Annotated in this window: 18 protein-coding genes; 12 read left to right on the forward strand and 6 right to left on the reverse strand. The window is 50.6% G+C overall.

Features of this window, described 5'->3' with window-relative positions:
- The first annotated feature begins 48 nt into the window (after window positions 1-48).
- Genes P1P86_05360 through fmt form a run of 5 tightly spaced genes read left to right on the forward strand, consistent with a single transcriptional unit; the run spans window position 49 to window position 6108 of the window.
- Window positions 49-1542 carry an LptF/LptG family permease gene (locus tag P1P86_05360; protein MDF1574601.1) on the forward strand — a complete coding sequence of 498 codons (1494 nt, stop codon included), beginning with the start codon at window positions 49-51 and terminating at the stop codon, window positions 1540-1542.
- Window positions 1491-2738, forward strand: coding sequence for a glycosyltransferase family 4 protein (locus P1P86_05365; GenBank protein ID MDF1574602.1), 1248 nt, complete (start codon window positions 1491-1493; stop codon window positions 2736-2738). Before P1P86_05360 ends, P1P86_05365 begins: the two co-directional genes overlap by 52 nt.
- Window positions 2735-3907, forward strand: coding sequence for a glycosyltransferase (locus P1P86_05370; GenBank protein MDF1574603.1), 1173 nt, complete (start codon window positions 2735-2737; stop codon window positions 3905-3907). The genes P1P86_05365 and P1P86_05370 overlap by 4 nt, the downstream gene beginning before the upstream one ends.
- Window positions 3873-5135, forward strand: a complete 1263-nt coding sequence (locus P1P86_05375) for a bifunctional 3,4-dihydroxy-2-butanone-4-phosphate synthase/GTP cyclohydrolase II (GenBank protein MDF1574604.1) — start codon at window positions 3873-3875, stop codon at window positions 5133-5135. The genes P1P86_05370 and P1P86_05375 overlap by 35 nt, the downstream gene beginning before the upstream one ends.
- Window positions 5128-6108 carry a methionyl-tRNA formyltransferase gene (fmt, locus tag P1P86_05380; protein ID MDF1574605.1) on the forward strand — a complete coding sequence of 327 codons (981 nt, stop codon included), beginning with the start codon at window positions 5128-5130 and terminating at the stop codon, window positions 6106-6108. Before P1P86_05375 ends, fmt begins: the two co-directional genes overlap by 8 nt.
- Here the strand turns inward: fmt and P1P86_05385 are convergent.
- Together P1P86_05385 and P1P86_05390 are read right to left on the reverse strand one after the other, a co-directional pair.
- Window positions 6080-6532, reverse strand: a complete 453-nt coding sequence (locus P1P86_05385; protein MDF1574606.1) for a phage integrase N-terminal SAM-like domain-containing protein — start codon at window positions 6530-6532, stop codon at window positions 6080-6082. The two genes, fmt and P1P86_05385, sit on opposite strands and share 29 nt — an antisense overlap.
- A 96-nt stretch (window positions 6533-6628) precedes the next feature.
- Window positions 6629-7609: a glucosaminidase domain-containing protein gene (locus P1P86_05390; protein MDF1574607.1), complete on the reverse strand. Its 981-nt coding sequence runs from the start codon at window positions 7607-7609 to the stop codon at window positions 6629-6631.
- Window positions 7610-7805: 196 nt separating this feature from the next.
- Between P1P86_05390 and P1P86_05395 the strand changes: the two genes are divergently transcribed.
- Window positions 7806-8288 carry a cytidine deaminase gene (locus tag P1P86_05395; GenBank protein MDF1574608.1) on the forward strand — a complete coding sequence of 161 codons (483 nt, stop codon included), beginning with the start codon at window positions 7806-7808 and terminating at the stop codon, window positions 8286-8288.
- Here the strand turns inward: P1P86_05395 and P1P86_05400 are convergent.
- Together P1P86_05400 and panB are read right to left on the reverse strand one after the other, a co-directional pair.
- Window positions 8266-8970, reverse strand: coding sequence for an RluA family pseudouridine synthase (locus tag P1P86_05400; protein MDF1574609.1), 705 nt, complete (start codon window positions 8968-8970; stop codon window positions 8266-8268). The genes P1P86_05395 and P1P86_05400 overlap by 23 nt on opposite strands.
- Window positions 8971-9003: 33 nt before the next feature.
- Window positions 9004-9819, reverse strand: a complete 816-nt coding sequence (panB, locus tag P1P86_05405) for a 3-methyl-2-oxobutanoate hydroxymethyltransferase (protein ID MDF1574610.1) — start codon at window positions 9817-9819, stop codon at window positions 9004-9006.
- A 215-nt stretch (window positions 9820-10034) separates the two neighbouring features.
- Between panB and dnaK the strand changes: the two genes are divergently transcribed.
- From dnaK to xseB, 5 genes are all read left to right on the forward strand, one after another.
- Complete coding sequence (gene dnaK, locus P1P86_05410) at window positions 10035-11945, forward strand: molecular chaperone DnaK (GenBank protein MDF1574611.1); 1911 nt, start codon at window positions 10035-10037, stop codon at window positions 11943-11945.
- A gap of 175 nt (window positions 11946-12120) precedes the next feature.
- Entirely contained in the window at window positions 12121-12864 is a 744-nt protein-coding gene (locus P1P86_05415; GenBank protein ID MDF1574612.1) for a toxin-antitoxin system YwqK family antitoxin, read from the forward strand.
- Window positions 12865-12870: 6 nt separating this feature from the next.
- A complete protein-coding gene (locus P1P86_05420; protein MDF1574613.1) occupies window positions 12871-14499 on the forward strand; it encodes a S8 family peptidase in 1629 nt (542 codons plus the stop codon).
- Window positions 14499-15761, forward strand: a complete 1263-nt coding sequence (gene xseA / locus P1P86_05425) for an exodeoxyribonuclease VII large subunit (GenBank protein ID MDF1574614.1) — start codon at window positions 14499-14501, stop codon at window positions 15759-15761. Before P1P86_05420 ends, xseA begins: the two co-directional genes overlap by 1 nt.
- Window positions 15742-15936, forward strand: a complete 195-nt coding sequence (xseB, locus tag P1P86_05430) for an exodeoxyribonuclease VII small subunit (protein ID MDF1574615.1) — start codon at window positions 15742-15744, stop codon at window positions 15934-15936. The genes xseA and xseB overlap by 20 nt, the downstream gene beginning before the upstream one ends.
- A 30-nt stretch (window positions 15937-15966) precedes the next feature.
- On the opposite strand, the gene P1P86_05435 is transcribed toward xseB, so the two are convergent.
- The gene (locus P1P86_05435; protein MDF1574616.1) at window positions 15967-19530 is read right to left on the reverse strand and encodes a PAS domain S-box protein; all 3564 of its coding nucleotides are present in this window, start codon (window positions 19528-19530) and stop codon (window positions 15967-15969) included.
- Window positions 19531-19649: 119 nt separating this feature from the next.
- Here P1P86_05435 and P1P86_05440 point away from each other — a divergent pair, with 119 nt between their 5' ends.
- A complete protein-coding gene (locus P1P86_05440) occupies window positions 19650-21086 on the forward strand; it encodes an HD domain-containing protein (GenBank protein MDF1574617.1) in 1437 nt (478 codons plus the stop codon).
- Here the strand turns inward: P1P86_05440 and P1P86_05445 are convergent.
- Window positions 21058-22062, reverse strand: a complete 1005-nt coding sequence (locus tag P1P86_05445) for an endonuclease (GenBank protein MDF1574618.1) — start codon at window positions 22060-22062, stop codon at window positions 21058-21060. The two genes, P1P86_05440 and P1P86_05445, sit on opposite strands and share 29 nt — an antisense overlap.
- Window positions 22063-22067: the final 5 nt, after the last annotated feature.

Below are 22067 nucleotides of genomic sequence, written 5' to 3' on the forward strand. Positions count from 1 at the left end.
TAAGTTAACTTTGTTTCCGTTCAAATCTTAGCTAGAAATGGGAGAGGTGTGAAAAAACTTCATCTGCTGGTCATTAAGTCATTTATAGGTCCGCTCATCCTGACATTCTTTTTTGTCGTTTTTATACTCCTGATGCAGTTTCTCTGGAAGTATATCGATGACCTTATCGGGAAGGGGCTGGAAATGAGTGTTATATCAGAATTCCTGCTGTATACCAGTGCCAGCCTGGTTCCACTGGCCATGCCCCTGGCCGTGCTTCTGGCCAGCCTGATGACCTTTGGAAACCTGGCAGAAAACCTGGAACTGCTGGCTTTTAAATCCTCCGGTATCTCGCTTATCCGCATCATGGCTCCGGTCATGGTTATTTCTGCGACCATAGCTATCGGAGCATTTTTGTTTGCCAATTATGTGATGCCTGTCACCAACCTGAAGATGAGGGCTCTGCTCTACGATATTCAGCAGCAGAGGCCCGAACTTACCATTAAACCGGGAGTATTCGACAACACCCTGGAAGGCTACTCCATCCGCATCGGATCCCGCGACAGCAAGACCAGTCTACTCAGTGACATTCTGATTTTTGATCATACCAAGAAGCAGGGAAACACACGGGTTACCATTGCCGATTCGGGTTACATGAAAATATCGGCCGACGAGAAACACCTCCTGCTCACCCTTTACAACGGTCGCACGTATGAGGAGATGCAAAAGCAGAAAAAAGAGAAAAAAAACATTAAAAGCTATCCCCATCAGAGGGACCATTTTGAACAACAGGAGATGATCATTGAGATGACCGGATTTGGACTGAACCGGTCCGATGAGAACCTGTTCCGTAATGCATACTCCATGCTGAACATCGATCAGCTGCATCATTTTGAAGACTCACTTACCCAGGATCTGGACACCATGCTTCTTATGTTCCATTCGACCATTGAGAAAACCCTGGTGGATAAACCAAAGAACCTGCTTATCAAAAGAGAAAGGATCCTTCCCGATTCCCTGAAGAGTTCGCGCTCCGCAGAAGAAATGGAAATCATACAGCTTCATGTGGACTCCATGTTTCAGGAACTCAATAAACTGGAACAACGCCGGGCGCTCACACAGGCTATCAACTTTGCAAGAAGCAATAAAAGTGTCACTTCTTCCAATGCGGGAACGACCGACTGGAAGATCGCAAAACTTCGCAGGTATCAGATAGAGATTCAACGCAAGTATACGCTTTCCCTCCTCTGCCTGATTTTCTTTTTCATCGGTGCTCCCCTGGGGGCCATTATTCGAAAGGGGGGGCTTGGTATACCAGTGATTGTCAGTGTTTTGATGTTCCTGATCTATTACGTGATCTCTATAATTGGAGAGAAATTTGTCCGGGAAAACATCCTTCCGCCCTTCGCGGGAATGTGGCTATCCACATTTATCCTGGTTCCCATCAGCATCCTGCTGACCTATAAAGCTGCCAATGATTCTGTCATCATGAATATCGATACCTATTTTATATGGGTAAAAAATATCTGGCAGAGCTCACAGAAATTCTTCCGGAGAAAATGAAGATCCTGGTCCTGAGCAATAAACTTCCTTATCCACGCAGGGACGGGGGGTCCATTGCCACATTAAATATGATGACCGGTCTTCACGCAGCAGGAAATCAGATTACCTGCCTGGCACTGAATACAGCCAAACACCCCTGTCCCACGGATCAGATTCCGGGAGATATCCGGGAAAAAATCCGCTTCATAGGCGTGGATTGCAACTGCTCCGTCAGACCACTGCGGCTGGGATTAAACCTGTTCTTCTCCCGGACTCCGTATATTGCAGAACGTTTTAATATCCCTTCCTACAGAACAGCGCTTACAGAGCTCCTGCGGCAGGAGATCTTTGATATTATCCAGCTGGAAGGGCCCTATCCGGGACTTTACCTGGATCTGATCAGGAGCCTGAGCGAAGCGAAACTGGTCCTAAGGGCCCATAACGTGGAACATCTCATCTGGGAAAGAAAAGCTATCCATGAAGGATCGGTCCTGAAAACATGGTACCTGAACAATATGGCCCGGAGGCTGAAACGCTTCGAGCTGGAGCTGGCGCACCGGGCCGATATGCTGATCCCTATCAGTGACTATGATTCCGCTTATTTCAGGAAACAGGGCCTTCAAATCCCCATGCTAACCATTCCCGCCGGATTGACCATGGAGGACTACCCCCTGACTGAACTCCCCGCTGAACCCAGCATCTTTTATATCGGGGCGCTGGACTGGCTCCCCAATCAGGAGGGGCTTAACTGGTTCATCGAAAAGGTTTTTCCCCTTTTGCTTTCAAAGCTTCCTGCCCTCAGATTCCATGTGGCCGGAAGAAATGCATCCCGACAATTTGAGAAAAAACTCAATCACCCCAACATTAGCTACCATGGAGAGGTTGAAGATGCCGTGGGTTTCATGCAGGCTTACCGGGTCATGCTTGCACCCCTTTTGTCCGGAAGCGGTATCAGAATAAAAATTCTGGAAGGAATGGCGCTGGGAAGGCCGGTGGTAACCACCTCCGCCGGAATCGAGGGAATTGAGCTCAGGGATCATCAGCTGGTAAAAGTGGAAGATGATCCTTATAGATTTAACAGTCAGATACTTAGATTACTCAACGATGCACATTTTCCAGACCGGATGCTTTCCGGTGCTCGCACATTTGTTCGCCGTAATTATGATACCTTTGAACTCTCTAAGCGCTTAAGTCAGTTTTATTACACAGAGGTATGATCATACTTCAAATCATATTCTGGATCTGCCTCGGACTCTTTATCTACTCCTACCTGCTTTTTCCATTTATTCTTCGTCTGCTCGCGGGAAACAGAGAGATAAAGGCCCGCTTCTTCTCTGCCGGGGAAAGGCCCCTTGTTTCGATGTTAATTGCAGCCTACAATGAAGAGTTGGTTATTGGTGAAAAGATCCGGAGCGTTCTGGAGAGTGATTACCCCCGGGAGAAACTGGAGATTCTTGTGGGCTCGGATGCTTCCACGGACCAGACCAACCAGATACTCCGGCAGCTTTCTGAAGCAAATCCGTCCATTCAGCTTTTCCTTTTCGATGAGAGGAAAGGAAAACCGGAAATTGTCAACCTGCTTGCCAGAGAGGCGCGGGGAGAAATCCTGGTGATAAGCGATGCCAACGTGATGCTGGAGGAACACACCCTCTTTGAACTGGTCCGTTACTTCAAAGAGGAGCGTATCGGCCTGGTGGACTCCGGAATTATCAGCACGGGGATCAAAGAGGACGGCATATCCCGTCAGGAGAAATATTATACCAGCCGTGAAGTCCGGATAAAACAGCATGAGAGTGTGCTCTGGGGTTCCATGATGGGACCTTCCGGAGGATGTTATGCGGTCCGGAAATCTCTCTACAGGCCTGTTCCGGGGCACTTTCTGGTGGATGATTTCTTTATCAATATGAGCGTTCTTGAGCAGGGGGGGCAGTGTATCAGCAACATTCATGCAAAGGTCTATGAAGATGTTTCCAATAACCCTCGTGAAGAGTTCAGAAGGAAAAAGCGCATCTCAGCAGGAAACTATCAAAACCTGCTTAGATTCCGTTCCATGCTTTTCCGGGGAAACAAAGGGATCGGATTTTGTTTTTTTTCCCATAAAGTAATCCGGTGGATCGTCCCCTTCCTGGTGCTCCTTACCTTGACCATCTCCTTTATTCTCGGGATGAGTTCGTCTTTCTATCTCTGCCTGGCCCTCCTGCAGGTGCTGGTGCTTTTAATCCCCCTTATTGATCATTTGCTGAGGAAAATTAAAATCCAAACCATACCTTTGCGCTTTATCTCACATTTTGTTCTGATGAACCTGGCCCTCACAGCCGGTTTTATCAGGTATTTAGGAGGAATTAAAAACAATGTCTGGCAACCAACAAGCAGGAAACAGGATTAAACTCAACTCCATTGAGGAGGCGATGGAAGATATCAGGAACGGTAAAATCGTTATTGTTGTTGATGATGAAGACAGGGAGAACGAAGGAGATTTTGTCTGTGCGGCCGAGCTGGTCACCCCGGAAACAGTCAATTTTATGGCCACCTGGGGCAAGGGCCTGATCTGTGCTTCTCTTACCGATGAACGCTGCGAGCAACTGGACCTGCCCATGATGGTAAGTAATAATACCAGCAGTCATACCACTGCCTTCACCGTTTCCGTCGACCTGCTGGGACAGGGATGCACTACCGGGATTTCAGCTTCGGACCGTGCCAAAACAATACGTGCCCTGGTGGATCCCTCCACCATGCCGGAGGATCTCGCCCGGCCCGGGCATATCTTCCCCTTAAAATCGAGGCGTCAGGGGGTGCTCAGGCGGGCCGGTCACACCGAAGCCGCGGTGGACCTGACCCGGCTTTCCGGATTAAAACCCGGCGGGGTCCTGGTGGAAATTATGAGTGACGACGGGACCATGGCACGGCTTCCGGAACTCTATCGCCTGGCCCGGCAACATAAGCTGAAGCTGATCACCATCAAAGATCTGATTGCCTACCGGCTGAACTTTGACTCCATCCTCATCCAGGGTGCCAGGGTGAAACTCCCCACTGAGTACGGGGACTTCAACCTGATCCCCTTTATTCAGAAATCCAATGGCCTGGAACATGTCGCGCTTGTTAAAGGGGAATGGTCCGAAGATGAAAGTCTGCTGGTCCGGGTTCATTCCTCCTGTGTGACCGGTGATATTTTTGGAAGCTACCGCTGCGATTGCGGCGAACAGCTGCACGAAGCCATGAGAATGGTTCAGAAAGAGGGTAAGGGCGTGATCATCTATCTCAACCAGGAGGGCCGCGGGATTGGTCTGTATAACAAAATGAAGGCCTATAAACTCCAGGAAGAGGGCCGCGACACTGTGGAAGCCAATGTGGAACTGGGATTCAGGGATGATGAGCGCGATTACGGAGTGGGCGCCGGAATACTGCACTCGCTTGGGGTCAGGAAAATAAGGCTGATCACCAACAATCCGGTGAAGAAGGCCGGACTGGAAGGATATGGAATGACCATCGTGGAGTCCATCCGGCTGGAGATTCCTTCAAACAAACACAATCAGTTTTATCTGGAGACCAAGCGGGACAAAATGGGGCATTTTCTCAATATTGCACATTATAAAAACTCCCGCATAGATGAGTAAGCAGCATCCGAGAATCGTCTATATGGGCAGTCCGGGCTTTGCGGTTCCTCCCCTGCAGCTTCTGCTGGAGTCGGGGTGTCACGTGGTGGGAGTCATTACCGCTCCCGACAGGCCGGCAGGACGTGGCAGGAAGATCCGGTATTCCGCCATCAAAGAATTCCTCCTCCGGGAAAAAATGAATATTCCCATTCTTCAACCGGAGAATCTGAGATCCGGAACCTTTCTGGATGAGCTCGCCGCATTAAATCCTGAGCTTCAGGTGGTGGTGGCATTCAGAATGCTACCCGAGGTGGTCTGGAGCATGCCCAGCCTGGGCACCTTTAACCTGCACGCCTCTTTATTGCCTCAATACCGGGGTGCAGCGCCCATCAATCATGTCCTGATTAATGGGGAAGAAGAAACGGGAGTTACTACTTTTTTTATTGATGATCAGATCGATACGGGAAATATTCTACTTCAGAAACGAACCGGTATCGGACCTAAGGAGACAGCCGGAGAACTGCACGACCGGCTGATGGTCCTCGGAGCCGGACTGGTGCTGGAAACAGTCGGACTGATCAGCAGTGGAGAGCTGAAGGCAAAATCCCAGGAGTTATTCCTGGAGGCCGGCAGCAACTTAAAGAAAGCTCCGAAAATATTCAAGGAAGACTGCCAGATTGACTGGAACCTTCCGGGACAGGCCCTCCACAACCTGATCCGGGGACTCAGTCCCCATCCGGGTGCCTATACCTTCCTGGAAAGAGACGGAGGCAAGCCTGTGCTTTGCAAGATCTTAACGGCTGCCTTTGAGCCTGCCACGCAGGGTTTGGCTCCGGGCACCATCTCTTCAGACGGAAAAAGTGCATTGAAAGTAGCCCTTAAAGATGGAGTGCTTCATATTTACTCCATTCAGCAGGAAGGAAAAAGGAAAATGGATATTAAGGATTTTCTCGCCGGGTTCAGGCTTAAGAGCGGCTTATCCCGGTTTTCCTGAGTTGTTTCAGATTCAGATCAATCCCCTCTGTCAACTGGTAATACAGCCTGAGCGCATTGATAAACTGCAACTGGTAGGAACGGGAGTACCTTCCCGAAACAAAAAACTCAAAATTATAATCCTCAATGGCCCCCATGCTGATCTTCCGTGGTTCAACTCCTTTAAAATACTCAAAGAACCTCCTGACCATAAAGCGGTAAGTTTTTCTTGATTTTTCAGAGTAGCCCTCCTTTTCCAGTTGTCTCTCGTAGAAGTCGAGATCCACCCCCTCTTCCCTGGTGTGAAGCCTGAAAAGAGATGAAATGGAATGCCACCATTCCGGAGGCTGTCTTCTGGAAGTGCTCTCGCCAAAAAAATCAATCCGGGTTTGCCGGCCATCGGGGGGCAGGATCATTCTGACTGGCTCTGTTTCTGCTTCGGCCATGCTTCTGTTTTCTGACAAATTTAAACTTCCCGGCAGTCAATGTAAAGTTTTGACAGTCAAAATGATTAACATGTTTTGAACAATTTGGGCCGGCGACTAGTATTCGAAGCGGAACTGCATCTCCTCCTCCTCATACTTCTCCCGGGAGGGCTCCGGATTTAGTACAGGTTCGCGCTTCTTTCTTCTGAGATAAATCTCTGTCCCTTCCATGGGTTGCTCCCCTTCCATCATATGGTTCTTGCTGTAAAGATGTTTCAGCTTCACCCCGTATAGTTGTGAAATATCATACATGGTCTGTCCCTCTTCCACCACGTGCATCTCATTGCCTGCGGCCGCCTTTCTGCGTTTTGGCTGAAGGTAGATGAAGGTTCCCGGTTCAAGTTTTGCACCCCGATACAGGTTGTTGTACCTGTAGATCTCATTCTTGTACATTCCCAGCTCAGCCCTAAGCGATTCCGGGGTATCCCCCGGTTCTGATACTATGTATTCGATCCGGTTGTTCAGCAGAACAGCTCTTTGGGCCCCTGATCCCTGTCCGGCCATATAGGAGCTTGTATCCGCCTCACTGCCCATGCTCCCGTCAAGCACCAGCAGATCGTACTTATAGAGTTCATTCTCCTCAATGATCCTGATCAGAAGGGTGGCATAGTTATCGGCCGTGGCATATCCGGCCCTTTTCAGTCCCCTGGCCCAGCCGCGGTAGTCGTGCGGACTGATCTCAAACAGGGGAGCATACCTGGGTTTTGAGCTAAGAAATTCGGAGTGATCCATATAGGACTCATAGGCGGAGGAATAGGACCTGAAGCACTCCTGCCAGCTGTCGTCATTATGATGGATTTTCTTCCCGGTCCAGTCATGACACTTGATCCCAAAATGATTGTTCCCCCTGACCGCCAGCCGGCTGTTTCCATTGTTTGATTCCAGGCATCCCTGGGCCAGGGTGATGCTTGCGGGGATTCCCACCCTGATCATCTCCCGCATAGCCAGGTCCGAAAAGGTCCTGATATATTCCTCCCGGGTGTATTTCTTCTGTCCGTCCGCCTGTTTAACAGGGGCCGACAAGAGCAGGATAAACACGACTGCTTTTATATGGCCTGAACATTTCAACAACAATTCCCTCCTTTTCTAAAATTACCTGGTGCTTAAAAATAGATATAAGCAAAACAGTTCCTTAAGGGAGTTTTAAACAATTCCTTTACCATGAACGGCCGTTAATAACAAAATCTTATATCAGCGATATAATCTGTAACTTTATTTTAAATAAGCTTACACTATGAAACAGAGGGCATATACGGTAAGGTTGTATGAATTTGACCAACTTGAGGAACTGTCGGAAGAACAGGCTCTATTAGTGAACAGCGCCATCCGGGCAGCCGGGGATGCCTATGCACCCTATTCGGAGTTCCATGTGGGTGCCGCAGTCCGCCTGGCAAATGGAGAAATTGTGATTGGCAGCAACCAGGAAAATGCGGCCTATCCATCCGGACTATGTGCCGAACGGGTGGCCATTTATTATGCCGGGGCCCGGCACCCGGGTGTAGCTGTCCGGTCCATCGCTATAGCCGCCATACGTGAAGGGATCGTTCAGGAAGAACCGGTTGCACCCTGCGGTGCCTGCAGACAGGTACTGTATGAAAAAGAAAGCCAGGGGGAAGCTCCCATGGAACTCATCCTTTACGGCAGTAAGAAAATTCAGGTTCTATCAAAGGTTACCGACCTGCTGCCACTTCCCTTTAAGCTTTCGAACCTGGCTTAAAAAAAACCGGAAAAATATCCATCCTGGGGTAAGGGGCCACCACCTCTATCTGCTCCATTTTTACAGGATGGATAAATGAGATCCTCCTTGCGTGCAGGCTGATACCCCCGTTTGGATTGCTTCTTTTGGCACCATACTTCCGGTCGCCCTTTATTACGCTGCCAATGCCTGCCAGCTGGGCCCTGATCTGGTGGTGACGGCCGGTTTCCAGCACTACTTCAAGCAAGTGATACCGGTCTGATGAGGCCAGCCTGCGGTAGTGGAGCCGGGCATGCTTTGAACCTTCTACCTGGCTGTCGTGTACATAGCTTTTGTTCTGCCTGGTGTTACGGGTAAGATAATGGTCCAGGATACCGGAATCAGGCTTCGGACACTTCTCCACAATAGCATGGTAGATCTTCTCCACCTTCTTCTCCTTAAACAGGGCAGCCATCCGGCTGAGGGCCTTGCTGGTTTTCGCAAATACCACCGCTCCGCTGACCGGGCGATCCAGCCGGTGGGGTATTCCAAGGAATACCTCCCCCGGTTTATGATCACGCTCCCTGATAAAATCCTTCAGCAGTCTGTCCAGCGAGGCATCGCCGGTTTTATCTCCCTGCACAATCTGGGAAACACGTTTGTTGACAACCATCAGGTGATTATCCTCATATAAAATCGTAGCAGGAGGTTTCAGTAAATTCATCTCACCGGGGCCTGTCCAAAAAGTCGGCAGGGACTAGTACTGTTCGCTTTCGTTCGGGAAGGAGACCGATCTCACATCGTCAATATAATTTTTAACCGCTCCTTTTACCTCCATTTGCAGATTGTGATAACGTCGCAGGAAACGGGGAGAAAACTCCTGAGTAATGCCCAGCATATCGTGCAGGACCAGCACCTGTCCGCTCACATTGGACCCGGCACCAATGCCTATAGTGGGAATCTTAATGGACTCGGTCACCTCCCCGGCCAGCCTGGCCGGGATCTTTTCCAGGACCACGGCAAAACAGCCTGCCTCTGAAAGGGCTATGGCATCTGACTTCAGCTTGTCGGCCTCCTCCTTATCCGTAGCCCGGACCACATAGGTCCCGAATTTATGAATGGCCTGTGGCGTAAGCCCCAGATGTCCCATAACAGGGATCCCCGCCGAGAGGATCCGCTCAATGGATTCTCTGATTTCCACTCCTCCTTCCACCTTGATGGCACTGGCTCCTGTCTCCTTCATGATCCGGATGGCCGACACCAATGCCTCCTTCGAGTCGCCCTGATAGGTCCCGAAGGGCAGATCGACCACCACCAGTGCCCTGCTGGTGGCCCGGACTACCGAGGCGGCATGGTAGATCATATTGTCGAGAGTAATGGGCAGCGTAGTCTCATAACCGGCCATGACATTGGATGCCGAGTCGCCCACCAGGATCACATCAATGCCAGCCTGGTCCAACAGGCGTGCAAAAGAGTAATCATAAGCGGTTAACATGGCTATTTTCTCCCCTTTTAGCTTCATGGCAAAAAGCACATGGGTAGTGACTCGTTTTACATTGCTGTGCAGCGACATGATGTTTACATTAGAATTTCCTGTAAAGTTTACAATAAATTTCCTATTGGCGGTCAATTTGTCAGTAAACCTGACATGCGACCGGCAGATATTTGCAGAAAATGGTGCCAATATAACATCCGGGACCTGAAAATCCCGATTGGCATAATCTTCGTTAAGTCATAGGTATCATTATAAAATGATCGATTACAGAAAAAAACAAACAGATAAGAGTCATGAGTAAAATTATTGGAATTGATTTAGGTACAACAAACTCCTGTGTATCGGTAATGGAAGGCAACGAACCTGTTGTGATACCCAACAGCGAGGGAAAAAGGACCACCCCCTCCATGGTGGCTTTTGTTGAGAACGGAGAGCGCAAAGTAGGAGACCCGGCCAAAAGGCAGGCAATTACCAATCCTACCAAGACGGTATCCTCCATCAAGCGGTTTATGGGGGAGACCTTTGACCGGATGAGCAAGGAGATTGCCAGGGTTCCCTATAAGGTGGTCAAAGGTGAGAATAACACCCCGCGGGTTCAGATTGACGACCGGAAATACTCTCCACAGGAGATTTCTGCCATGGTGCTTCAGAAGATGAAGAAGACTGCAGAGGATTACCTGGGTCATGAAGTTAAAGAGGCTGTTATTACGGTCCCGGCTTATTTCAGCGACTCCCAGCGCCAGGCCACTAAAGAGGCCGGTGAAATTGCCGGTCTTCAGGTAAAGAGGATCATTAATGAGCCTACCGCTGCCTCGCTGGCCTACGGGCTGGATAAGAAGACTTCGGACCTGAAAATTGCCGTTTTCGACCTGGGTGGCGGTACCTTCGATATTTCCATACTAGAACTTGGTGACGGTGTTTTTGAGGTTAAATCGACCAACGGGGACACCCACCTGGGTGGAGACGATTTCGACCAGGTGATCATCGACTGGCTGGCCGATGAATTCAAGAAAGACGAAGGGCTCGATCTGAAAAAGGATCCCATGGCTCTGCAGCGGCTTAAGGAGGCTGCCGAAAAAGCCAAGATTGAATTGTCAAGTGCTACACAGACCGAAATCAACCTCCCCTATATCATGCCGGTCGACGGTGTGCCCAAACACCTGGTAAAGAGTCTCAGCAGGGCTAAATTTGAAAGCCTGGCCGACAAACTGATCCAGGCCACCATCGAACCCTGTAAAAAGGCCCTGAAAGATTCCGGCCTTAAAAGCAGTGAAATCAACGAGGTTATCCTGGTGGGAGGTTCCACCCGGATTCCTGCCATCCAGAAAGTGGTGGAGGATTTCTTCAGCAGAACCCCTTCCAAAGGGGTGAACCCGGACGAAGTCGTTGCCGTGGGAGCTGCCATCCAGGGTGGTGTGCTTACCGGGGAGGTGAAAGACGTTCTCCTTCTTGATGTCACTCCCCTTTCACTGGGTATTGAGACCATGGGAAGTGTCAACACCAAACTTATCGAGTCGAATACCACCATTCCCACAAAGAAAACACAAACCTTTACCACGGCGGCCGATAACCAGCCATCGGTTGAGATCCATGTGCTTCAGGGCGAACGGGCTATGGCCAAGGATAACAAGACCATCGGACGCTTCCATCTCGATGGTATTCCGCCGGCACCCCGTGGCATTCCGCAAATTGAGGTTACCTTTGATATTGATGCCAACGGTATCCTGAACGTAAGTGCAAAGGACAAAGGGACCGGGAAAGAGCAGAGTATCCGTATTGAAGCCTCATCGGGTCTGTCCGATAGTGAGATCGAAAGAATGAAGCAGGAGGCCAAAGAGAATGAAGCAACTGATAAAGCTGCCAAGGAACGTATCGACAAGCTTAACACAGCCGACAGTCTCATCTTCCAGTCGGAAAAACAGCTGAAAGAGTTTGGAGAAAAAATCCCTGCCGAAAAGAGGGCTCCCATCGAAGAGGCTTTAACCAGCCTGAAAGAGGCTCATAAATCGGAGGATATCGCCGCCATCGATCAGGCCAGTGAAAGACTGAACACTGCCTGGCAGGCAGCTTCACAGGATATCTATAATGCACAGCAGCAAAGTGGCGAAGGCGATCAGCCCGGCCCTGAAGCAGAAGGCGAACCTGCTCCCGGGAAAGGGAGTGATGACGAGGTGACTGATGTGGATTTTGAAGAGGTGAAATAAAACGCAGATTATGTGAATGATAAAAAGAGGGTGTCTCACAAGGGCATCCTCTTTTTATTTAGCCTGTTGTTGCTGTACATGTAAACCGAAACAGACTTTCCGTGAGCTGAGAACACAGCCGCTGCATTTGGATAAACATGAAACTATATGTAGGTTTGGAACTATGTTCAGGACTTTGATCAGCTGTATATGGATTTGCACGGCCATCACCCTGCAGGCTCAGAACCTGGTGGATGAAGAAGGACGGAAAACCGGCCACTGGAAAGTGGAGTATCCCAGTGGAAAGACCCTCTATGAGGCTGATTTCGTGGAGGGGCAGCCGGTGGGCGAAATGGTGCGCTACTATGAGACCGGTGCCGCAAGGGCCCGCATGTGTTTTGAACCCGGAGGGAGCCGCAGTGCTGCCAGACTGTATTACAGCAATGGCAAACTGGCAGCAGAAGGCTGGTACCTCAAGCAAATGAAGGATTCCGTATGGACCTATTATTCAGAATTTGATGGTTCTGTTAGAATCCGGGAACCCTACCAGGCTGGTAAACTCCATGGAGTGGTACGAAGCTATTATGCCAGCGGAGAGATTTCCGAAGAAGTGGAGTGGAAACAGGATGTCAAGGAGGGTCCCTGGATACAATACTTTAAAAACGGGGCTTTGAGGCTTTCAGCCACCCATAAAAACGGACTGCTGGAGGGCCCCTACAAGGTCTTCCTTTCCGACCGAACCATTCAGATCAGGGGCCTGTACCGGGAGAACAAGGCGCATGGCACCTGGATCTTTTATGATGAAAGCGGAAAAGAGGCCTATTCATTGGAATACAGGAACGGTTCACCGGTCGACCGGGAGAAATATGAGGAATGGATGGAAGATTCACTGAAGAATTATTTAATCCTTACCGAACCGGAATCCCTTCAACAACCCTGATCACTGATGAAGAAATTCAAACTGCTGGTCTTTCTTTTACTCTTTTTACCTGGCTTACAGGCACAGGAGATAGCCGATGGTGTTTACTGGATCTATTTCCGGGATAAGGCAGAAAGCCCTTACCGGACCGACCAGCCGGATCAGTTTCTCTCCCTCCGTTCTATAAACAGAAGGGCGATGCAGGGCCTGAGTGTGGATCAACTGGATCTTCCGGTCAATCCGGATTATCTGCAGGAGATCAGGGATATGGGTGCAGAGATCAGGCATATCTCCAGGTGGTTAAACGGAATCGCCATGATCAACCTGAATGAGGCCGCCTTTCAGGAGATTGTGCAACTTCCCTTCACGGATACACTTCCCTGGGAGCCGGCAAAGGACGGTCTTTTCTTTCCCGGGAGAAGTGGACAGCCGAGATTTGAAGCGCCCCTGGAGCCGGCTCCCGGATTCGATTACGGGGTGGCAAAAGAACAGGTGGAGATGGTCGGAACCGATCACCTGCACGAACTTGGATATACTGGCGCAGGCGTATGGATCGGGGTTCTGGATGCCGGATTTTATAACGTGGACAGCCTGCCCTCATTTATCACCTTGTTCGGGGAGGGACGGATCCTGGAGACAAGGAATTATGTCAATGAGGCTTCCGTTTACCGTCAGAGCAGCTCCCACGGCATGTCTGTCCTTTCCATTATGGCGGGCGAGTGGGACGGGAATATGGTAGGAAGCGCTCCACACGCCAGCTACCTGCTCTGTATGACTGAAAATCCGGACCAGGAGACCCGGATCGAGGAGATTGCCTGGATTGAAGCAGCCGAATATGCCGATAGCCTGGGAGTGGATGTGCTTAACACCTCCCTGGGATATTCCCGGTTCGACGGCACTCTGTATGACTATAGCTACCGCGATATGGACGGCTTTACCACTTATATCTCCAGGGCTGCCTCCCTGACCGCCTCCCGTGGAATGGTCCTCTGCAACAGTGCGGGGAATTCGGGGAACGATGCTTGGTTTTACATCACTGCCCCGGCCGATGCAGCGGATATCCTGGCTGTTGGAGCGGTCGACAGCAGCAACCAGCTGGCCGGCTTCAGTTCCAGGGGACCCACTTTTGATGCCCGCATTAAGCCGGATGTGACCGCCATGGGAAAGGCTGCGGGACTGCAGTCCCCCAGAGGCGGATTGGCCAGGGGCGATGGAACCTCTTTTGCTTCCCCGGTTTTGGCCGGTTCTGTGGCAGCCCTCTGGCAAGCCTTTCCGGAACTGCCGGCCAGGGAGTTGATTTACAGGATCAGACAGAGCGGTCACCGCTCCGGGAGGCCCGATTCCTATTATGGATACGGGACTCCAAATATACTCTACGCCTACCATAGCATTACCGGCATCCCGGCCCGTATCAAAACAGGCAGTATGGAAATATGGCCCAATCCGGCCACAGACTACATCAGAATCAGGATCCCCGAAGCTGTATCGGGTTTACAGAGGATACAGCTGTATGATATAAGCGGGAAAATGACTGCTTCAAAGGAACTGGAATTGCCAGGGGATCTGGTTCTGCCGGAAAGCATAAAAAGCGGGATCTATATCCTGGAGGTACGGACTGCCGGAGGTGTTTACCGGGGCCGGCTAATTATTCAGTAATGCCGGAAAAATTCTGTTCATTATCGCAGTTGCTCGGTCAGGTCAAAGGGGTCCTTGAGAAAGGGCTCCCGGAACATTACTGGGTTATCGCAGAGATCATGGAACTCCATGAACGGCGCCACTGCTATCTGGAACTTATCGAAAAGAGCGAAGAGAACGACACCCTGCTGGCCAGGATCAGAGCCACCATCTGGGCCTCCCGTTACAGCATGCTGCGGCCTTTTTTTGAAAGCTCGACCGGAACTACCCTGAAAAGCGGGATCAAAATCCTGTGCAAGGCCTCTGTGGAGTTCCATCCCCTGTACGGACTAAGCCTGAATATCTCGGATATTGATCCCTCCTATACCCTGGGGGATCTGGCCCGCAAAAAACAGGAAGTGATACAGCGCCTTCGTTCAGAGGGTGTATTCGATATGAACAGAGAACTGACTTTCCCTCTGGTTCCCCAGCGCATTGCAGTGATCTCCTCCGAAAGTGCTGCCGGTTACGGGGACTTTATGAACTCCATGGAACAGAACAGGCATGCTTTTCTCTTTTACTGCACCCTCTTCCCTTCGGTGATGCAGGGCGAAGAGGCACCCGGATCCATTATATCCGCACTGGAACAAATCTATGAATCGGAGTCCGCTTTCGATTGCGTGGTTCTTATCCGGGGGGGCGGGTCGAAAGCTGATCTGGAGAGTTTTAATAATTACGAACTTGCCTATTTCATTACCCAGTTTCCACTTCCGGTTCTTACCGGGATCGGGCATGAAAGAGATGAATCGGTGGCCGATATGGTGGCACATCACGGATTAAAGACCCCCACCGCTGTAGCTGAATTCCTGGTGGACCGGCTGCTGGCCTTTCAATTCAGTCTCTCTGCCCTGCTGGACAGGCTTTCTACCCTGGTAAATATCAGGGTTCAGGCAGATCTGGCCCGTCTCGACAGGTACCAGGGCGACCTGGTTCATTTAAGCAAAAGCCTGGTTCAGAAACATTCCGAAAATCTCCACCGTACAGAACAAGGCCTGCGCAGAGAGCTCACCAATCTAATGCACAGGAACAAGGATTATCTCTCCCTGTTGAAAAAACGCACCGAACTGGTGGATCCTGAGAATATCCTCCGAAGGGGCTACTCCATTACCCTGCTGAAGGGCAAAGCTCTTCGGTCGGTGAAAGATCTAAAACCGGGCGACATTCTGGAAACCAGGCTCCAAGAGGGGAAAATTTTAAGTAAAGTTGAAAACACCTCCAAACACCATGACAAAAGCGAAGATTAGTTACCGGGATGCAATCGCTGAGATTGAATCGATCCTTCAAAAAATCGAAGACGGCAATCTCCATGTGGATGAGCTCGCCGAAAAGGTGAGCCGCGTCACCGATCTGCTAAAGATCTGCCGGGACAGGCTCTATCAGACCGAAAAACAGATTCATAAAATTCTGGAAGAAGAATAGTGCATCCGGGATCGCCCCCGCAGGAATGCATTAAATATGACGCGCCATGGTATCAAGCAGTTCACTCACCTTTATGGGTTTGACCAGGTAATCATCACAGCTCGCTTCCCGGCTGATCTCCCGCTCACCTGACATGGCATAGGCAGTCTGGGCAATCACCGGCAGACCGGGCCGCTCTTTCTTGATCATCCTGGTACAATCATAGCCATTTACATGCGGCATATTGATATCCATCAGGACCAGGTCCAGGTCCTGATGTTTCCGGAACAGCTCCATGGTCTCCTCCCCATCCTTCGACCAGACCACCTGGATCCCGGTCTCTTTCAGGGCCTCGAAAAGGAAGTAGTAATTGGAGTGGTCGTCCTCGGCTATCAGAACCTTCTTGTCCTCCCATAACCTCAGATTGTTGGAGGGGGTTCTCAGGGCTGCCTCGTACTTCAGGGGAACCTCATTCCTTGGAAGAGTAAACCAGAAAGTGGAGCCCTCTCCCGGCCTGGAATGAACCCCGATCTCCCCACCCAGGATCTCGGTCAGGTTTTTAGAAATGGCCAGGCCCAGTCCCGTTCCGCCATAGAGTTTGGTCTTGGTCTCATGACCCTGCATAAAACGGTGAAAGATCACCTTTTGTTTCTCCTCCCGGATCCCTATACCCGAGTCTTTTACATAAAAGTATACCCCCTCGGGATCTTCCCTCATACCCAGGACAATCTCTCCATCTTCGGTAAATTTGACTGCATTGCTCAAGAGGTTCACCAGGATCTGTTTCAGGCGGAAAGGATCGGTGTAGATGGCCAGTTCATTCAGGGGCCAGTCCCACTGTATTCTGATAGACACATTTTCTTTTCCGGACCGTTTCACATTCTGGAGGAACATCAGGTGCAACTCTTTAAATAACTCCCTGACAAAGCATTCCGCAATATGAACATTAACCTGTCCGGCCTCGATCTTGGCAATATCGATGATATCATCGATCAGGCGCATCAGATCATCCGCCCCCTGGTTGATCTGAGCAATAAAGTCCCTTCGCTCCTCCGGGCTTAATTGTTCGTCGGTCAGAAGATCCGAAAATCCCACGATGGCATTCATCGGGGTTCGAATCTCATGCGACATGTTGGAAAGAAATGCGGTTTTGAGCTTATCCGATTCTTCTGCTTTATACTTGGCCTCCAGGATACTGCGCTCCGCCTCCTTCCGTTTGGAAATATCCTTGAGGATCAACACCATGGATTCGGGTTTCCCGTCACTGCTGTAGATGGCCCCGGTGGAAACTTCGGCATCGAATCTGAGGCCGTCGGGACGAACCACCTGGTACTCCAGGTTCTTCAGATAACCGGTTTCCCAGGTCTTATAAAAATCCTTGATGGAAGTGCGCCACTGAGACTTATCGATGAACCTGAATATCTTCTGCCCGTAGACCAGTTTAGCTTTTACATTGAAAGCTTCCAGGAAAGCGCTGTTAAAATCCTGGATCAGGGCACCGGGATCAACCACGATCATAGGGTCGGGCGAGGATTCAAAAACACGCCTCTGCCGCTCCTGGTTCAGCCTGATCCGGTCCTGGTGCCTGCGCCTGTCGATGGCCAGGGCGATCTGGTCACTGGCAAACTCCAGAAGTTCAGCATCCGATTGGGTATAAATGATCTGGTCCGTATAGGACTGAACAGCAAATACCCCGATGGTCTTTCCTTCATGTTTCAGTGGAACTCCCAGCCAGCTCACACAGGGAGCCCCAACCGGTTCTATATCTCCCTTTCTGGTCAACTCTTTTTCACGCTCGATATCCACCAGCTGGGCTCCGCCGGTCCGGATCACAAAACTGGTCAGGGTTTTCCTGGCCGGGAATTCGGTAAAGGCATCTTTTTCATCCTCCATAAACGGAAGGGTCAGAGTATCTGATTCCTCGTTGTAAAGCGCCAGAAAACAATTGGTAGTATCCACCACCCGGCCCAGTGACTTCCTGATCAGGCCATACAATTCATCCAGGCTATGGGTGTTGTTCACAGCATTGGAGATATCGAACAGCACCTGCCTGACCAGATCGCCCCGTTTGCGCTCATTGATGTCCTCATGGGTCCCAGTAAGCCGCACGGTATTGCAGTCGGCATCGAAACTAACCGCTTTCCCCTGGCTCCTTATCCATACCCAGGAATCATTTTTGTGCCTGAGCCTGAATTCTATATCGAAAGAATCCTCCCGGTTCTTTATCACTTCCCGGACCGTGTTGTTGGATTTATCTTTATCCTCCGGATGAAGCAGGGAAATCAAGGTTTCCAGTTCCTGGGTCAATTCGTCAGGTTCGTAACCCAGCATTCTGCACCATATGGGGGAATAGTAGACCTCGCCGGTGGCCAGGTTCCAGTCCCACAATCCCAGATCCGTGGCCGAAAGAGCCAGGTTCAGCCGCTCCTCACTTTTGCGGAGGGCATCCTCCGAATTCCTGGATTCGGTAATATCCCTGGCGACCCCGATGACAGAACCGATGGCTTCAGAAGTACCAAGCTCGGGATAGAGCCGCCATTCATAGGTGGTTATCCTGTCTGCCAGCTCCATATCAAAAACAAGGGTCCGGGGTTTTCCGGTCCTGAACACCTCCTCCAGCGCCTGCTCCCAGAGTTCCAGCTGGTCCTTGGGAAAAATTCCAATTTCACGATGACTCTTATTTATAAACCGGTCTGCGGATAAACCGGTCTGGGCCACCACGGTACTGTTCACATAGAGGTGCCGGTGCTGCCGGTCGAAATGCATGATCACATCGGGCGAGTTTTCGGCCAGTGCCCTGAAATGCTCCTGCGATTCGATCAGTGATCTTTCCAGTTTTTTCTGCTCGTCAATGGTCCTGGTTACCAGCAGGATGTAAGGGCTATTGTTAATCTTAACCACTGAGATTGAATTCAGGGTCCATATCCGCTCCCCCGATTTCTTAATGTTTCTCCATTCGAAGGATACGGGATCACCATCCATCGCCTGTTGGATATACTCCCTGGCACGATCCATGGTATATCCCTCATCTAAGGCAGAGTGAAGATTCAGGTCCAGGTTCTCCATATCCTTGTCCGATAAACCGAAAATCTCCAGGACTCTGGGGTTATAATCCGTAATCTGTCTGGAATTGAAATCAAAAAGCAGGATGCCGTCACTAACCGAATTAAAGATGGACATGTACCGGTCGCGCGACTCTGTCAGAGCCTGTTCGGCTTCCTTTCGCTTTTTGAACAGTCGTGTATATTTCTGTGAAGAGTAGACCGAGGGAACCAGTTTATAGAGCTGTTCCTTCTGCACAAAGTCCCAGATCCCTGATTTCAGCGTATGGGCTGCCCTCCTGGCATTCCTCTCCCCGACCAGATAGATGAGCGGTATTTCCGAGAGGAAAGGCTCCATGATCTCTTCGATGGCTTTACGCAAAGAATCCGGCAGATCAAAATCCGAGATCACCACATCGGGTGGATTCTCGCTCAATCTCTCTTTTACCTTTTCACGCTCTTTACAGTCAAAGTGATGCACATCAAATTTCCCCTCTTTCAGGGTTGCCAGCACATCATCCGACACTTGAGGGTCCAGGTACCAAAAACAGGCACTAAGTTTCAGACCGGCCATCGGGTAAGGTTCATTCCATGGTTATCCTTCGAAAAATAGCTAAAAAATATGGAAACTCCATGGTTTATAATGCACTGTTATTACGTATTTGATTGTATTTTTGTTGCAGTTTAAACGGCATGAACCTTTCGGACCAACTTCACCATAAAGTCTTTCAGATCATTGCATCACTATCTGCAGTTGACAGGACCCCGTCCTATGTGATAGGTGGTTTTGTACGAGACCTGCTGCTCCGGGGTCCCGGAAATACTCCCAAAGATATTGATATCCTCGTCATTGGAAGCGGAATTGCACTGGCCCGGAAAGTTCAGCTCACCATAGGTACAGAGGTAAAGCTCACCGTATTCAGGAATTTCGGAACCGCCATGTTGAAATGGGAGGATACGGAGATTGAATTTGTGGGCGCCCGGAAAGAATCTTACAGGCGAAACTCCCGTAAACCCCTGGTGGAGAACGGCACCCTGGAGGATGATCAGAACCGGAGAGACTTCACGATCAACGCCCTGGCCATTTCCCTGAACCGGGAGAATTATGGAGAGCTTCTGGATCCCTTTGGCGGGATCAGGCACCTGGAGGAGAAACTGATTAAAACACCCCTGGAACCGGGCCGGACTTTTTCGGATGATCCGCTGAGGATGCTGCGGGGAATCCGTTTTGCCACCAGGCTCGGTTTCGATATCGAAGCGGAAACGCTGAAGGCCATGTCCCTGAACCGTGAAAGGATCACCATTGTTTCCCAGGAACGGATCAGCGATGAACTCAACAAGATCCTTGAATCAAAGCAACCGGGAAGAGGCTTCCTGCTGCTGGATCAAACCGGACTTCTCGAACTTGTTTTTCCAGAACTACACCAGATGAAGGGAGTGGAAGAAGTGAATGAACAGCGTCATAAGGATAACTTCCTGCATACCCTTCAGGTACTGGATAACATCTCTCTGAAGACAGACAAGCTCTGGCTCCGGTGGGCCGCCCTGCTCCACGATATCGCCAAACCCCGCACCAGGAAATACGAGCCGGGCACCGGGTGGACTTTTCACGCTCATGAGTTTATCGGGGCCAGAATGGTCCCGGGCATCTTCAGAAGGATGAAACTGCCGCTCAATGAGAAGATGAAATATGTGCAGAAACTGGTTCAGCTCCATCTTCGCCCCATAGTGCTCTCCATGGATATCGTCACCGATGCGGCCGTCAGACGATTGATCTTCGATGCCGGAGAGGACCTGGAGGACCTGATGATGCTTTGTGAAGCGGATATTACTTCCAAAAACGAAAGGACTGTCAAACGGCATCTGAAAAATTTTCAGATTGTCAGGGAGAAGATCCAGGAGCTGGAGGAGAAGGATTCCATACGCAACTTCCAGCCTCCGATTTCAGGCGATGATATTCAGCAGGCATTCGGCATCCCGCCTTCCCGTCCGGTGGGGGTAATTAAGAACGCCATCAAAGAGGCCATTCTGGATGGTGAGATCCCCAATAGTTATGAAGCTGCGCGCAGGAAGATGCTTGAAGTGGGAAAAGAGCTGGGACTCACCGTCCGCCGGGACCTGAAGAACTAGGGAGAAAGAAATGCAGCACCAGCGGCAGGTGATCGCTGATCCCTCCCTGGTATCTGTAGCCCTCGTAGCATCTTCCGGGTTTTAGCCCCCCGTATTGCCGGTCCTCCGTCAGGAGCGGATGGAGCGTCAGGGTGTTCAGTCCTGGTGTGCCAGGCCTGAAGGCGGAGCTTACCAGGACCTGGTCGATGAAAGTCCATCTCCCCCTGTATTTATAACTGGCTTGCCTGTTCACTGCTTTCAAAGATATAAGGGAATCGCCGCCGGAGAGCAGCGATGCCAGCGGCTCCAGCGAGTAGGCCCCGGGTTCATCGTTAAAATCGCCTGCAGCCATGATCAGGCCCCGGTTCCGGATCCGGTACACCGAATCCATACAGCTCATCAGTTGTGCGGCCTGTTCTCTCCTTAAAAGGGCAGTAGCACCGGCTCCGCTGTACCTGGATAGCAGGTGCACCAGAAACAGATCCAGGGTATCATTCCCCCGGCTCAGAGCAAGATGCAGGATATCCCTGGTCGCAGAAACAGGGGACTTGAACGGAATATACTCCCATAGAACAGATTCCAGGCTCCCTGACCGGCAAAGGCAGGCCACCTCCATGCCACGGTGGTCGGTCCCCTCCCTGTGAAAATAGCTGTATCGATAGGGAGCCAGAATGGGATGAGCAAGCAGGTCATCCAGCACCCGGGCATTTTCCACTTCGCAGAGGCCCACCAGATCAGGGACTTCTTCTCCACCTGCCGCAACAATCACCTTGGCCAGCGCTGTGATCTTCTTCCGGTATCTGGACCAGGTCCAGTAGCGAAGTCCGCCCGGAGTAAACTCATCATCTCCCGGGAGGGTATCGTCCTCCGGATAAAACAGATTCTCTACGTTATACCATACAAAACACAGATCGCCCCGGTTCGTACTTTGGGCAGAAGGGCCTCTAAGCAGGCCCTGCCAGAGAAACAGCAGCGGCCACCATGCCATAAGCTTCATATGGA

The organism is Bacteroidales bacterium, assembly GCA_029210725.1.
Classification (GTDB): Bacteria; Bacteroidota; Bacteroidia; order Bacteroidales.

Coding starts and splice junctions, on each gene's coding strand:
- dnaK (MDF1574611.1), top strand. CDS start 10,035: ATGAGTAAAATTATTGGAATTGATTTAGGTACAACAAACTCCTGTGTA.
- xseB (MDF1574615.1), top strand. CDS start 15,742: ATGACAAAAGCGAAGATTAGTTACCGGGATGCAATCGCTGAGATTGAA.
- panB (MDF1574610.1), bottom strand. CDS start 9,819: ATGTCGCTGCACAGCAATGTAAAACGAGTCACTACCCATGTGCTTTTT.
- P1P86_05435 (MDF1574616.1), bottom strand. CDS start 19,530: ATGGCCGGTCTGAAACTTAGTGCCTGTTTTTGGTACCTGGACCCTCAA.
- P1P86_05400 (MDF1574609.1), bottom strand. CDS start 8,970: ATGAATTTACTGAAACCTCCTGCTACGATTTTATATGAGGATAATCAC.
- P1P86_05365 (MDF1574602.1), top strand. CDS start 1,491: ATGGGTAAAAAATATCTGGCAGAGCTCACAGAAATTCTTCCGGAGAAA.
- P1P86_05395 (MDF1574608.1), top strand. CDS start 7,806: ATGAAACAGAGGGCATATACGGTAAGGTTGTATGAATTTGACCAACTT.
- P1P86_05375 (MDF1574604.1), top strand. CDS start 3,873: ATGTCTGGCAACCAACAAGCAGGAAACAGGATTAAACTCAACTCCATT.
- P1P86_05440 (MDF1574617.1), top strand. CDS start 19,650: ATGAACCTTTCGGACCAACTTCACCATAAAGTCTTTCAGATCATTGCA.
- P1P86_05385 (MDF1574606.1), bottom strand. CDS start 6,532: ATGGCCGAAGCAGAAACAGAGCCAGTCAGAATGATCCTGCCCCCCGAT.
- xseA (MDF1574614.1), top strand. CDS start 14,499: ATGCCGGAAAAATTCTGTTCATTATCGCAGTTGCTCGGTCAGGTCAAA.
- fmt (MDF1574605.1), top strand. CDS start 5,128: ATGAGTAAGCAGCATCCGAGAATCGTCTATATGGGCAGTCCGGGCTTT.
- P1P86_05445 (MDF1574618.1), bottom strand. CDS start 22,062: ATGAAGCTTATGGCATGGTGGCCGCTGCTGTTTCTCTGGCAGGGCCTG.
- P1P86_05420 (MDF1574613.1), top strand. CDS start 12,871: ATGAAGAAATTCAAACTGCTGGTCTTTCTTTTACTCTTTTTACCTGGC.
- P1P86_05370 (MDF1574603.1), top strand. CDS start 2,735: ATGATCATACTTCAAATCATATTCTGGATCTGCCTCGGACTCTTTATC.